Annotated in this window: 11 protein-coding genes and 1 pseudogene; all 12 read right to left on the bottom strand. The window is 36.5% G+C overall.

The window, feature by feature from the left end:
* Positions 1-61: 61 nt before the first annotated feature.
* Complete coding sequence (locus MHI34_RS17140) at positions 62-850, bottom strand: lipid II flippase Amj family protein (RefSeq protein ID WP_340809829.1); 789 nt, start codon at positions 848-850, stop codon at positions 62-64.
* Between the two features lie 619 nt (positions 851-1,469).
* Positions 1,470-2,408 (bottom strand): annotated as a pseudogene (locus MHI34_RS17135) (phosphatidylinositol-specific phospholipase C domain-containing protein); the annotation flags it as partial.
* A 350-nt stretch (positions 2,409-2,758) separates the two neighbouring features.
* Positions 2,759-3,883, bottom strand: coding sequence for an HBL/NHE enterotoxin family protein (locus tag MHI34_RS17130; RefSeq protein WP_036126924.1), 1,125 nt, complete (start codon positions 3,881-3,883; stop codon positions 2,759-2,761).
* A 39-nt stretch (positions 3,884-3,922) separates the two neighbouring features.
* On the bottom strand, positions 3,923-5,152 hold the full coding sequence (locus tag MHI34_RS17125) for an HBL/NHE enterotoxin family protein (protein WP_340811405.1): 1,230 nt from the start codon (positions 5,150-5,152) through the stop codon (positions 3,923-3,925).
* Between the two features lie 46 nt (positions 5,153-5,198).
* A complete protein-coding gene (locus MHI34_RS17120; protein ID WP_058844565.1) occupies positions 5,199-6,512 on the bottom strand; it encodes an HBL/NHE enterotoxin family protein in 1,314 nt (437 codons plus the stop codon).
* Between the two features lie 703 nt (positions 6,513-7,215).
* Positions 7,216-8,481: an MFS transporter gene (locus MHI34_RS17115; RefSeq protein WP_342503693.1), complete on the bottom strand. Its 1,266-nt coding sequence runs from the start codon at positions 8,479-8,481 to the stop codon at positions 7,216-7,218.
* A 214-nt stretch (positions 8,482-8,695) separates the two neighbouring features.
* Positions 8,696-9,883 carry an MFS transporter gene (locus tag MHI34_RS17110; RefSeq protein ID WP_036126945.1) on the bottom strand — a complete coding sequence of 396 codons (1,188 nt, stop codon included), beginning with the start codon at positions 9,881-9,883 and terminating at the stop codon, positions 8,696-8,698.
* A 221-nt stretch (positions 9,884-10,104) separates the two neighbouring features.
* Entirely contained in the window at positions 10,105-10,974 is an 870-nt protein-coding gene (locus tag MHI34_RS17105) for a metal ABC transporter permease (RefSeq protein WP_089932599.1), read from the bottom strand.
* Positions 10,971-11,843 (bottom strand): metal ABC transporter permease, encoded by an 873-nt coding sequence (locus tag MHI34_RS17100; RefSeq protein WP_036126949.1) that lies wholly within the window; start codon positions 11,841-11,843, stop codon positions 10,971-10,973. Before MHI34_RS17100 ends, MHI34_RS17105 begins: the two co-directional genes overlap by 4 nt.
* Before the next feature lie 11 nt (positions 11,844-11,854).
* Entirely contained in the window at positions 11,855-12,583 is a 729-nt protein-coding gene (locus MHI34_RS17095) for a metal ABC transporter ATP-binding protein (protein WP_036126951.1), read from the bottom strand.
* Between the two features lie 9 nt (positions 12,584-12,592).
* Positions 12,593-13,507 (bottom strand): zinc ABC transporter substrate-binding protein, encoded by a 915-nt coding sequence (locus MHI34_RS17090; RefSeq protein WP_036126954.1) that lies wholly within the window; start codon positions 13,505-13,507, stop codon positions 12,593-12,595.
* Positions 13,508-14,027: 520 nt separating this feature from the next.
* Positions 14,028-14,636 carry a TetR/AcrR family transcriptional regulator gene (locus MHI34_RS17085; protein WP_089932598.1) on the bottom strand — a complete coding sequence of 203 codons (609 nt, stop codon included), beginning with the start codon at positions 14,634-14,636 and terminating at the stop codon, positions 14,028-14,030.
* Positions 14,637-14,669: the final 33 nt, after the last annotated feature.

Genomic DNA, 14,669 nt, shown 5'->3' with positions numbered 1-14,669 from the left:
TCCCCAAAATAAAAAACCCCCTTCCTCTATACGAAAAAACGATAAAGGAAGAGGATTCTATTCAAGCAATCAGCTGTGCAAACCACGCTACATAATGGGCGCCAGGAATCAATAATAGCTGTGCCACAATCGTTCCTAAAAATCTAGAGAACATCATCATAACGGAAGCTTTTTTTAATTCAAGATAACTTCCTCTCTTATTGATAACATCATCGGCCAGTATGGATATTTTAGGATCAATAAATAGAATCAAAAGTATCGTCGCTATGCCATTGATTAATCCAGATGCCATAACCGCAGTAGTCTTTAGTTCTGGTACTAACAAAGTGGCATACAAAGCAGATAAAACGCCAATGGTATAAATCGCTGTTATGACAATATTGATAACAAATAATTTCATTGGTATATCCCGTAAGCTAATACCTTTTAAATAAGTAAAATGAGGTTTATGAATGTGCTTCATACCTCGTCTTACATATTCAAACGTAAAGCCCTTTTTCAATAAAGCGGGGATTGAGCCTCTTTCCTCTGCCAAATGGACGATAGCCCTTGAAAAAATAGCTATGAAGGTTGGGATTAGTAAGATCCCTAGTAATGTTCCAAGTGATGCCGCTCCAATAATCACTCGAAATTGGTTTTCTACATGTATCAAAGCCTGATCGGCTGGTGCTGTATCAACAAGACTTCCTGTAAATGGTTGCTGCATCATATTCGCCAGCCTCGACACCATGACCATCACATTAAAAAGAGATAAAGCCGATGCTAGTAATTTAACACGTGCCCCTGATAAACGTACGGCATAAGCAAGTGTTTCAATAGCATGAATGATTAAAATGAATAAAGCAATCATGATTAATTTATCTGTGATTAACTCCACTTCTATACCTACTCTTCGCTTTCCTACAATTTAACATTGTGACGCTTCTCCCACAAAATAGTTCCGATTGAAAAGATCTTACCCTAAAAAGATATGGGTAAGATCTAAAAAGCGCTTCTATACAATTGTACTACGCTGCACTTCTAAACCAAATCACAGCTGGAACATTTATCTTTGTTCAAAGATGACGCCACTTAATTTTCTAGGTGGAGAAATCACCTTATAAGGGATAATGAACTTGTCCTTTTTGTCATGCACAGCGTGACATCAACGCTAGTAAGAGTGGCAGGTCTAAGATTATACGCTTATAAATACTGTTCGTATGATAATCTTAACGAATTAGTTTCCACGTATAGGCTGACATTTTGTCATTGAAGTTATAAGACGTTAAATTGAATAATTGTGCTGAACCAGTTGTGTTTGCTATCGTTACACTATTCCCTGTAAAATTACTATGCTCATAGATAGTTATTTCTGTATAAGGTTTTAATAAAATGGATGACACTTGATCATTCCATTGAGAATGTGGAAGATAAGTCAAATCTATTCCCTCTCCATCTATATGCTCAAATAAGTGTGGCTCATCAGTTGGTAGATTGCGAAAATTAGAACGTATTATCTCTTCATGTAATTTCGGATTCCATCTATCACCTATATAGTCCATAATGATCCATCCAGCTTTTGTTTCAAGATTCTTTAGATGCTCTAATCTCACTTTAGCCGCAGTAATGCTATTCAAGTAGGAAGCATAGTAATACGGACTACTCCAAGCCGTACCACCCGAAGACAAACTCGTGAAATTGATATGAATGTGATTTGGGTTATCTTTATTTAATGCTGTCTCTTTTAGCATACTATCAATTGCTGCTTTCTTTTCCTCATAGTTCACATTATATTTATCTTGTACCGTTATTTTCACATTACCATTTGTCATAGAAGTAAATGTTGCGTTATCTTTCCACGCAAAATTTTTATATCCACCAGTCATCGTACTACCAGAATATCTTCTTAAGAGTACGATTTTTCCACGAGAATCCCCTAAAGTTATATTCCCTTCTGTCTTCAAGAAAATAGAATCTCCAAAATACTTATTTTCAAAGGTTCTAGCAAATGACTCTTTTGCTCCTGGCATGGATTCATACTCTTCTTTTAGAGACATTATAATGGTTTCACTTGGATGACTTTTTAAAAATTCTTTGGCTTCATTAATAAATTGCTGGAGTGTTACATAAAGATAAACAGGTCCATGATGTAGAACAATTGTATTATCATCTGTTACACGTCCTCTGATGTCAAAAAATCTGACACCTTGATCCATTTGAGAGCGAAAGTCATTTTCTTGCGTTTTTGCCCATACGGATTTTATAGGATCCTCCAGTCTGAATGTACCACTATCATGGGTTCCTGGAATAGAAATTTCTGCTAATGCGCGAGAGTTAGGTATTTCTCTCATCCACTCTGATAAATTTAGATTATTTTGTTCGGAAGCTGCCAGAGAAGTTAAGTGGACACCACCTAAAGAAAAAAGCATTGTAAAGAAAAAACATATACTTGCGATTACTTTCTTACTTTTTAATATCACCATAAATACAATCTCCTTCTCTTTCACTCACTAAAAACTACCATTTATCCAATTTTAGTTGAGGTGAGTATGTCAGATCTAACAAAAGCATTCTATTATACTCCAATATCCAATGTTTTCAAAAAATGGATAAACAAGCTATAAAGAGTAGCTTCAAAAAACGTTTTTCCCAATCTACCTCTTTTAAAATATAAGTCTTATTAGATGAAATTAACAGGTGCATTGCATCGTTTTTTATATCATAAAAAACGATGCAATAGAAATTCATACCAATTATCAATAGCAAAAAGTAAAGTAATCTACTTTGAAGATTCTAGATTTAATTCTTTTATTCCCTCTTTTAATGTGACTGCATCTATTTTTAATGTTTTCCAGCTGTCTTTAGCTGCATTCAAGTTAGGAAGTAAAAATTTAAATTTATTTTGTTCGGCCTTGTCAGCTGCATTCTCAATATGTCTGAGTACTCCTGTATATTGAGAATCTAAGTCATTCCATTGTGCAGACATAAAAGTGAGAGCATTAATCGCATCATCAAGTGCATTATACATCTCACTAATACTATTATGCGCAACTCCAACTACGCGATTTAATGTTAATTTATAATCAACTGTCTGTTGTAATTGTTTTAATAACGGTTCTAATTGACTTAAATTCTCTTTTGCAATCCCCAACATAATACCGCCGGCAATTAGTGTAGGAATAGTAGGCACCGCTATTGTTATTATTCCATCAGATTCTAATTTTTTATAATAGTTTACTGATTCTAAAACTTCATTTAAGCGTTTTTGATCATCCTCAACTGCTGCCCCTTGGTTTTTTAAAATTGACTGTAAGAGCTCTTTGTTACTTCCAAATGCTCTGACATCTTTTCCAATATTGTCTCTTAATTCCGTTAACGCTTCTATTAATTGTTGTGCACATTTTTGATTTTCTTGAATTTCTTCTCGTAAATCTGTAATTCCTTCTATTAATGTTTCTCCATCATTTGCATTTATTGCATATACAATGACGTCATAATAATTTTCAAATTTGGTATCGTATTCAATAATCCCCGTCAATGTATCAATCAGCTGTTTTTTTACTTTTGTATCCCATGTAAGGGCGTGTGCTCTTGCATCCTTTTGGTCTTGTACAATTTTACCCGGTAAATCCTCGTATCCATTAATATTTATTCCTTCAAAGTTCACATCTGGATTTTTGATCAACATATACGAATAAGCATTCATAGATTTTGCAAAAAGCCCAGCCTTTTGCAAGGTTTCTCTCATTTTGGCTTCATTTGCTGAAAGAGACGTATCATCATAGTTCGTTTGCTCCATTTTGCTTGTAGTTGCATAAGCGGTTACTGGTGACACTATAGAAGTGGATGTCAGGGTTAAAGCGGCTGATACAGCAAGTAGATTGTAAAGAAACTTATTATTCATTTTATATTCCTCCCTATATACTTTTTAAGTTTTTGTGCATTAGTCTTGTGTGAAAGCAATGTCTTTTGCAATAAATTCCGCATCTTTATGAATATCATTCCAACTTTGTTTAGCTGCTTTTAAATCATCAGGTATTAAAGAGAGCTTATGATCTTGCATTTGATCGATATTATCATATAAGTCTTTATAATTTGCCCCCATTGTATTCCATTGCTTTTGGATGTTTGTTAGAGACATGATTGCTTGATCCACTGTTTGATACAAATATGTCAACGTGTCTTTTGTGTTATTAAGTGCAATAACGGCTTGGTTAGCAAGATCAGCTTTCGTGCTTAATTCCCCTATTTTATGGGAAATTTCGTTATAGGCATTCATATGATTAGATGCCATAATACCGGATGCTGTCCCTAAACCAATACCAGCTGCACCGAGTGCTGTAAGGCCACCAACAACAACCGGCGTTGCTGTTCCACCAGTCACAACAATTACTACCCCTCCTGCAATCGTTCCAATAACTAAAATAGCTGCTCCCAATCCTCCTCCAATTGACCATGCCAATACATTGTTAAAATGGTCTTTCTGAGTGGAAGATAGCTGCTGAATTTCAGCATGAAGTTGTGGAATCAATGCTTCTTTTCCAGCTAATATGGCCGTTAATCCACCCTTCCCATCTGGACCACCGACATTATTTTTAAAATCAATTGAATTTGTATAGAGTTTCGTTTTGAAATTTTCTAATATGTTAATTACTTCTGTCACTTCTTTTGAATTTGTATGAATTGAACTGATTAGATCACCTATGCCTTCTTTTAGCCCCTCCCTATCTTTTTTTTGGACAATGTCTATTAATGTGTCGTAATAATTATTAAATTGTTCATCGTAATTCACGATATTACGTGCTGTCTTTTGAATTTTTGGCTTCGCTGTATCTAACCAATAATTTGCATTGATTCGAGACAGATCCTGATTAAGATGAATATTTTTGATTAATTCTCCCCCTTCTGACCCTAGATCAATATTGGAGAGATTTACATTCGGTTGCTTAATCATTGTTTTTGCGTACAAATCCATTACAAGAATATGAGATCCCGTTTCCGCTAACGCCTTCTTCAGTCCCTCAGGTCCTAATTCATAATTATCCTGTTTTTGAACGACCTCTTTTTGAGCGCTCCATTCTTGTGCAAATGCATGAATAGATGTACTATTATTAGCAGTTAAAAGCGTTGTCAATGCAGCCAAGGTTAACACCTTATACGAAAATTTCTTCATATTTTTTCCTCCCTACTTTTCGATAGGTTTTTACAAATTTTAAGCATCAAAATTTATTAACCTGTTCCTCAAGTTGATTGATTATATTTTTTAATCTTCTTAATGTATCTTGTTGAGACAGTTGATTTGCCGCATCAGTTGATAATTTTGTTATATTATTTTTTATTAGGTTCAAATCTGCTTTATAGCGTTTCAATAGGTCAATTTCTACATCTACTTGACTAGCAAATGTATGCAAATCATGCTGCATAAGAAGAAGCATGGATTGTTGTAAATCTGCTATTGTTAGTTTCTTTGTTAAATCATATAGTTTTTGATTTTGGATCTCTAAATCATCTAAATATGCTCTTTGTTCAGCCATTAGTTTGTTAACTTCAGCGAAGGTATTATATGTTTTTTTGATTTTTTCTGGGTCAATTGTTTTCATAAGGTCATACTCTTTTGATTTTGTAGCAGCGGCTGCAGCAATTTCAGCTTGTTTATCTTTCTCAATTTTTTCACGAGCCTCTTTTTTAGCTGCTTCAATCTCTAGAATAGATTTCCCCTGTTCTTTTGCTTCTTGCTCTGCTTTTTTCTCTGCTTCTAGAATAGCGTTGTTAATTTCCTTACCTTTGTTATAGGCTGCCACCGCTATTTGAGCTGCTGGTTCAATGATATCTTTCGAAAGACTATAAATCTCTTGGAAAATATTGAGTCCCTGTTCATTTAAAGCTCCTGGTATCAATGCGATTTGCTGTAAATCATTGTGAATTGATTTTTTTGTATTTAGTAATTCAGCCTTTAGCTTGTCTATTTTCCCTGTTCCCTCTGCGCTTAGTACCTCCTGCGCTTTTATCACATCAGTATCGAGATTTTTTAGTTTTTTATCAAGCTGTAATTTAAGATCTGTTAGCTCATTCATTTGGTATTGAACACTTTCTTCGTTTGTCAGAACCATTTCTTGAAGAACTTCCAATCTATCCAAAAAGCCTTCCTTATTTTCCTTAGTGTCTACAAATTCTTTTAATGTAGGATAATAGGCCTGAAATTTTGTTACAAAGCCTTTACTTTTTGAATTGAGTAAAATTAACTTTGGATAAAGTTCCACTGCCCACTCTTTCATATCTTGTTTTATTAGAAATTGCTCTGTATTTAAAGCTGGTACTTCCTCTAACTGTACATTAGGGTTCATTAAAGCTTTGTCTATATACATTTGAATCAACTTTGATTGTGCACCTAATTTTCTTAATGATGAGGACAGAGCTACGTTCTCCTCTTGCATTTCTACTTGCACTATAGGCGTTGCAAAAGAATGGATAGGACTCACTCCAGTAGCAACAATCGATGTTATTATCAACCCTGTAATTATTTTCTTTTTCATTGTTTGTACCTCCCTACATAGATTGCCACACTATTTTTATTACAATTTGTTCTACATTTGTACACCTCTAATCTACTATTGATATTAGGAAAGTTCTTAATAAGAATAGACATCCCTAATAACATAAATTTTAGAGAAAGACACATATTTTGGCAAAAAACAACATAAATAGGCTATTTAATGATGAAAATAGATTTTTATGTCGTTTATTTTTTTGAAAAACCACTAAAACAAACTAAATAAGTCTATATTTGTTACATTTTTCTAATAATGAGTGGATTTAGGGATCAATATTGACATATTTTTTACTGGAAAACTATATTTTGTATGAATAGATAAACTTAGAAATTCTAATTTTCCTGCTTATTTTATAGAGTTCACGCTATTCACATTTCAACTTCTTCCATTTTCACACTGGATAAAAACTTTTGTCCCCACAGAAAAACACCTTCACGTTGATTTGATAAGTTTATCAACGAAAGGTGTTTTTATTTGTCTTGTTAGATTTTTACTTTGAAAAATGAGAGGTACAGCTTTCGTCTGCTTTTTCACCATTAGCAGCCATTTTTTTTTATTAAAATACTATTTATCGAGAAAGAAAATAACTATAGGAAATGGTTCACTTTTCTTTGAAGCAACTCTTTAAACTTTGAAACTATCCCCAAACAAGATTGTTTCGTAACCAATGTAGTTTATACTATGCTCAAGCTCTTTTAGACCAAATCACTACGGGAATGAGCAGTAAAGACAATAGCCCTCCTGCTAAGGACAATGCCGCATAACTAGCATTCGCTACGACCATTCCTGATAGAGCACCACCAGATGCCCCCGCTAGTGCAACTAAAACATCCATTTTCCCTTGTGTTTTTGCACGTGTAGACGGCTCGGTCGCATCAACAATTTGTGCGGTACCACTAATTAAACCGAAGTTCCAGCCTAACCCCAGTAAAGAAAGTGCTACTATTAATAAAACCATCGAATCGCTTGGAGCGAATGCCGCTAATAAACCCGCTAGTAGCAAGGTAACACCGGCGGCGATACTCATGGCTGTACGTCCAACTTTATCAACAAGAATACCTGTTACAAGCGATGGCAGATACATAGCCCCTACATGAAATCCAATAACAATGCCTACTTCCGATAATCCATGTCCATGATGTTTCATATGTACTGGTGTCATCGTCATGATTGCGACCATGACAATCTGTGTCAGAACCATCACCGTTGCCCCTACTGCTAGCCCTCTTTTATTGCCAGCTGTATGCAAGGATGGTGCTTTATTATCTTTGTTCATTTTTTGCTGATGTGCCTCAATGGCCTTAGCTATTTCTAAAGGATCAGGACGCAACATAATAAATAACACAAGCCCTGCGACAATAAAGGCAACCGCAGATAATAGAAAAGGACCTGCAAGAGCTGGAACACCAATGGATAGCGCCACTCTCCCCATCATTTCTACTAAATTCGGACCTAAAACAGCACCGAACGTTGTCATCAGCATAGTCGTACTAATCGCCGTGGCACGTTGTTTATCATTGGCTAAATCCGTCCCAGCATAGCGAGCCTGTAAATTCGCCGCAGTGCCAGCACCATAGATTAATAGAGAAGCGAACAAAACGATCACACTATTCATTATAGCGGCCAAAACGACACCTATGGCCCCTATTCCACCGACTATAAAACCTGTTGCTAAGCCTGTGCGACGGCCATATCGCTGCGACAGTTTCCCTACAATGAAAGCTGCCCCTGCAGAGCCTAACGTAAACAATGCAGACGGTACACCTGCATAAGCATCTGTCCCTAGCATTTGTTGGGCTAACAGAGCACCTACTGTAATACCTGCCGCAAGCCCAGCTCCACCAAAAATTTGAGATAGACTGACAACGACCAACACACGCCTATATAAGTTTTTTAGTTTCTCTGGAGACGCTATATAGGATTCTATTGAACCTTGATCTTTTACAACCATTTTTCAACCTTCCTTCTCTAAATATAATGTATTCTCTATGTAAATATCCCTTTTAAAGTGCCATCATCTTCAAGGTATTCTATGCATACCAATCAAGATTAATTGAATCTATAAAATAAAGAAGGAACCGTCCTCATTTCATAGACAGTTCCTTTCATCTGCCACCACCCTTATATCGCTAGAGGTATTGGTGTAGAGCATGGGTTACATTGAATTAATACGCATGCATAACCACTTTCTTCTTTTTAGAATAGAGTAAGAAAGTAGTTGTTAAACCTAAGCTAATAATCCCGAAAATAAGCCCCATGCCACTTAAACCGATTAAATCTAGCATCATCCCTGTAGATAAGAGCACGACTTGGAAGACGACCGAATCAATCATATTACGGAATGAGAAAAAACGTCCGTGGAACTGTTTCGGTACTTGTTTCTGGAAAATAACCATCGTTGTCGGAAAAAAACAGCCGACTGAAAAGCCAAAGACCCCAAATGCCACTAAAGCAAAAAAAGGAATTTCCGCCAGTAATAATAATAGCTCCATTGAGCCGATAATAAAGGCTAATGAAAAGAGCAGTGTGCCCATGTGTACACGTTCAGCAATTATTTTTAAGCCTGCAGCACCTAGCATAAAGCCAATGCCTTCGACTGTATATAACAATCCTGAGATGGTTGTTGATTGATGGATTTCAGAAATTTTCATAATGACTAAATTGAAAGAGCCTAAAAATAATGTGGGAATTAACATTAAGACGAGTGTCATCAGGACGACCGGATGCTCCTTCACCATAGGCCATACTTCTTTAAAGTTTCCTTTATCTTTGTGTGTCAGTGTTGCATTTGTCGTTTCATCTAATTGCAGTAAGCTTGTAATAACAAACATGATCACATAGACAATAAATGAAATAATATATAGCCATTTTAAGTCAAAGAAGCTTAACATAAACCCTGCTGCGGCTGTGCCAACAATTCTTGAAATGGTTCTGGCATTCATTTGCCAAGCATTAAGCGTAATTAAATCTTGTTCCTTCGCAATCATTGGAATAATCGATTGCAAGGCAGGCATATAAAATGCGGCTGCTATTTGCAACGTAATTAAAAAAAGAATCATCCAAATAACCGAATTGGTATAAAGTGCGATAAACATAAATAAAACACTAATGATTCGTCCGATACTTGCCATTTGGACAACCGTTTTTTTCTTCGATTGGTCAATGATGCGTCCTGCCATTGGACCGACGACCAAGCCTGCTAAAATACCACAGGAAATAATTAATGATTTGTGAAAGTCTGAAGGTACTACCTCTTGCATAAAGGCTAGATTTCCAATAATGCCAGCCCATAGGCCAAGTCCGACGACAAATTCACCTAATAAAATAATCCATACGTTTCGATTTCTCCACATGCTGTTCTCCTTGTTGTTTCTTCAATAAAATTTATCGTAACAAACTATTAAATATTCGTACATAAAAATATAGAAAAATTTGTTAGAATCTAAGCCTTCTCTTTCTAGCATTTCTTAATGAGTATACTATTTTTCCTAACTGAAATACTCATCCAAAAGTTTGAACTTCCATCTATAAAGAAAAAACACCGTTTGATGAGCGCATCAAACGGTGTTTTTCGTTAAGACATTTCTAGCTTATGAACAAGTGCTTTTTTTCTACGTTCGATTATTTTTTGGCTGATGAACGTCACAATAAATATTAACCCTACCGTTGTCGCCATCATACCAGCTATAGAAGTATCCCAAAACTTCGCTAAATAATAGCCGATAACAGAAGCAGCAGCACCAAAGAGCATACTATAGACAAACATTTGCTTAATCGTCTTACTAATTAAATAGGAAGTGGCGGCTGGCCCAATTAACATGGCCACTACTAAAATGGCCCCTACACTATCAAATGCCGCAACAGTCGTGAACGAAATGGATGTCATAAAGCCATAATGAAGAAATACAACGGGAATCCCAATAGTAGCCGCATACACAGGATCAAAAGTGGCAAGCTTCATTTCTTTAAAGAATAATAGCAAGAAGGCAATATTAATTACTAGGACGAGTAACAACATCCACACGGCCTTAGGCATCGCTAGCCCAAGCAGTGTCCATTTATCCCAAGGTACAAAAGCAATTTCCCCCATTAGAACATGTTCAACGTCTAAATGGACATTGCCGGCATATAAGGTGATCAGAAGGACACCTGCCGCAAACAAGGAGGTAAAGACCACCCCTATTGCGGCATCTTCTTGAATGCCAGAAGAATGCAATAGTTGCACAAGGTAGGCTGTTAAAATTCCTGCAAACGCAGCGCCTACAAGCATCCAAAAGCCATTTAATGTCTGGGTAACAAGATAGGCCATCACAATACCAAAGAGCACCGTATGACTGATGGCATCTGCGATCATGGACATTCTACGCAAGATGAGGAAGACACCTGCAATCCCACATGTCACACCAACTAATAATCCTGTGAATACAACCCAAAATTCGATCATCCTACATCACCCTGCTTTCGAAATTGCATTTTTCTACGATATTTACTAATTTGACCTGCAGGACTAATAAAATACGATATAAAGAATATTCCTGCTGCTACTAAGACGATAATCGGACCAGTCGATAACCCTGTTCGAATCGCACTAATAAAAGTTCCTGTTATGCCAGCAATTCCGCCAATCGCGGCACTCAAAATAAGCATCGTGCTTAATTTTTGTGTCCATAGCTTGGCACTTGCAGCAGGAATAATTAATAAAGCAGACATTAATATGACGCCGACAGCTTGTATACCTGTGACAATTGTCATCACAATTAAAACTGTTAAGGTTGCCTTTAAAGCCTCAATCGGTAAGCCAATCCCTTTTGCATATACAGGATCAAAGATGAGTAGCTTCCATTCCTTATAGAGTAAGAGGCTAACCATTATAATAATGGTTGCACTAATAAACAGCCACATTAAATCCGCTTTGGTCATCGTCGCTGCCTTGCCAAAAATAAAATTATTCAGACCGCTTTGATTACCAAGTGGACTACGGTTGACAACTGTTAAAAATACTACACCAACACCAAAAAATACAGTGAGGACTAAACCAATGGCAGCGTCAGCCTTCATTTTTGAAAACGATACAATCCATTGTATACAATACACAGATAATGCAGATGTGATGCCCGCTCCTAGCATTAAAACTGGCAATTCCTTTTGACCTGTTAGCAGGAATGCGAGCGCAATACCTGGTAATGCTGCATGTGCCGCAGCGTCACCAACTAAGCTTTGTTTTTGCAAGAAGGAGAAGGTGCCTGTTATACCAGCTGCAATGCCCAATAGCATTGTTCCACTAAGTACCCACAATAAATTACCACTTAACATTGTGTCCCTCCTTACGCATGCTGCATCATGAATAGTTTACCACCATACGTTTTTTGTAATTGTTCTGGTGTAAAAACATCTTCTGTTGCACCTGATGCTAAAATCGTTTTGTTTAATAGAATTGTATAATCAAAGTATTCTTTGACGGTTTGAAGATCATGATGGACGACAAAAATACTTTTTCCCTGTGCCTTTAAATCTTTTAAAATATCAATAATGGTTTTTTCAGTCGCAGCATCTACACCTGCAAATGGTTCATCTAAAAAATAAATATCTGCATTTTGAGCAAGTGCTCTAGCTAGGAATACACGCTGCTGCTGACCTCCTGACAATTGTCCGATGGAGCGCTCTGCAAAATCCAGCATCCCAACGCTTGCTAACGCTTGTCGCGCAACAATTTTATCTTGCTTGGATGGTCTTTTAAATAAACCCGTATGGCCATAACGTCCCATGAGCACTACATCCAGCGCATTTGTAGGAAAATCCCAATCCACAGCATTACGCTGAGGGACATAGCCAACAACTAAACTTTTCGGCTCAAACACCTTCCCTAAAATTTCAACCTTTCCTACTTTATTAGGAAGTTGATTTAAAATGGCCTTTAAAAAGGTTGATTTCCCTGCACCATTCGGACCAATAATGGCCGCTAGATGACCTTTAGGTACCGTCACACAGGCATTCTCTAATACTGTTTTTTTATCATATGCTACTGATAGATTTTCTACTGTTAATGCATCCATACCATTCACCTACTTTAATGCATCGACGATTGTGTCGATGTTATGTTGATACATACCAATATATGTACCTTCCGTTGTTCCTTCAGCACCCATGGCATCTGAGAATAATTCCCCACCGATGACAATGTCGTGACCTTTTTCTTTAGCCCCTTCAATAACAGCCTTCATCGCTTTATCGGATACACTCGATTCTATAAAGAGAGCTTTAATCTTATTTTCTACTAAAAAATCAACCATTTCCTGAACATCCTTAACACCATACTCTGAATCTGTACTAAGCCCTTGTAAACCACGTACTTCAAACCCTTGGCTTCTACCAAAATAATTGAACGCATCATGAGCAGTTACTAAGATTCGTTGCTGTTGTGGTATTTCGTTCACACGGTTTTGAGCATAGCTTTGTAAATCATCCAGCTTCTTTAGATAAGATGCTTCATTCGTTTGAAAATCATCTTTAAATTCAGGGTATTCTTCCTGAAGTTGTGTACTGATTGCTTTGACAACGCCTTTCCATAGCTCAATATCAAACCATATATGTGGATCATGTAGCATCGAATCATCGTCACTTGCAAGGAGCTGCTTTTCATCTAATGTCTCGCCTACTGCTAAAACCGTTTTGTCCTTCGCCATTTGTTCAAAAATATCGAGCATTTGGCCTTCTAAATGTAAGCCATTGTAAAAAATGACTTCTGCTTTATCCAATTTCGATAAATCACTTTGTGTCGCCTTGTATAAATGGGGATCTACCCCTGGGCCCATCAATGCTGATACTTGTAAATGATCGCCACTAATTTCTTTGATTGCATCGGCTATTTGTCCAGTTGTTGCGACAACAATGCCTTCTTTCTTTCCCTCTGTTTCAGTTGAACAACCGAATAATAGAAGGGAGAGTGATAGTACCATTACACCTAACCATTGTTTCATTTTTTTACCTCATCTTTCTCTTTTTTAGTGATTGCTTGAAAAATAGCTAATATGTACGAAGTAGTGAGTTAGCGGACAAGCCATACCTTTCCTGTCATGCCCGCCTTTTAGCAACTGCTGTCGTTCACATCACCGATTTTTCTCATACAATCGCTTAATTTATATTCATTTTCCTAATAAGCTGGCGCCAGCTCATCCAGAAAAGTATTAACACTATGCCTGCCCCTACAGAATCTGTGAGTTTCCATAGTATTGCCAGAAGGATTAAAATGACCATTGGAAAAATTGTCAGTTTGATATCACCTAAATCTTTCATACACGCACTCTTCTTTCTCTGCAGATATTTTGTTTCCCTTAGGAAAAATATATGCTTAAAACAAAAATAATTCAACCTTTTTATGAAAATTTCTTTTGAAAATTTTTTTTCATTAAGAAAATATAATTTCGCCCAAACAAAAAAATCCCTAATTATTTCATTAGAGATTTTTTATAAAAATGCAAAATATATTATACAAACCTTTCACTCTTCTTTTTCCAGTGGCTTCCCTATAAATTCAAATGCATAAATATGAGTTTTAGTTAGTTCGATAATATCCTTAATTAAAGCGTCTTCCGATTTTTCATAACCACTTGCAATCCATTGCATCATCAATCCATAAAAACCGTATGAAGTATAATGCTTGAACATGTCCATATTGACTGGCTGCTGATTGATCGTTTCAAATTTAAATTGCTCTTGATATATTTTTGTAATGGTTAGGGGCATACGTGTATGCAATCCAGGAATTGTATCTTCAACATTCAGCAGCTCGAAAAATAGTCGATGCTTGTAAATATAATGAATAATATTAAAGGACGGTGCTTTCAATTTCGTCGTATACACCTTTTCCCCATATAAATAAGGTTCACCTACTGCGACTTCCAGACCATTCAACATCTGTTCGAGCAAATTTTCCGCTAACTCAAATTTATCTTGAAAATGCACATAAAAAGTACTACGGTTATAGCCAGCTCGTTCCACAATATCCTTCACTGTCAAGGCTTGAAACCCATGCTTTTTAATTAATTCGACAAACGCCTCATAAAAATGACGACGGGTTCTTTCCTGTCTTTGTGTCCATTTTGGCAATTTTACTTCCTCCCCTTTAGACATTTCGGGCAA

It is taken from the genome of Lysinibacillus sp. FSL L8-0126 (genome assembly GCF_038630385.1).
In the GTDB taxonomy this organism is placed as follows: Bacteria; Bacillota; Bacilli; order Bacillales_A; family Planococcaceae; genus Lysinibacillus; species Lysinibacillus fusiformis_D.
This window is presented reverse-complemented; position numbering and strand designations above follow the sequence as displayed.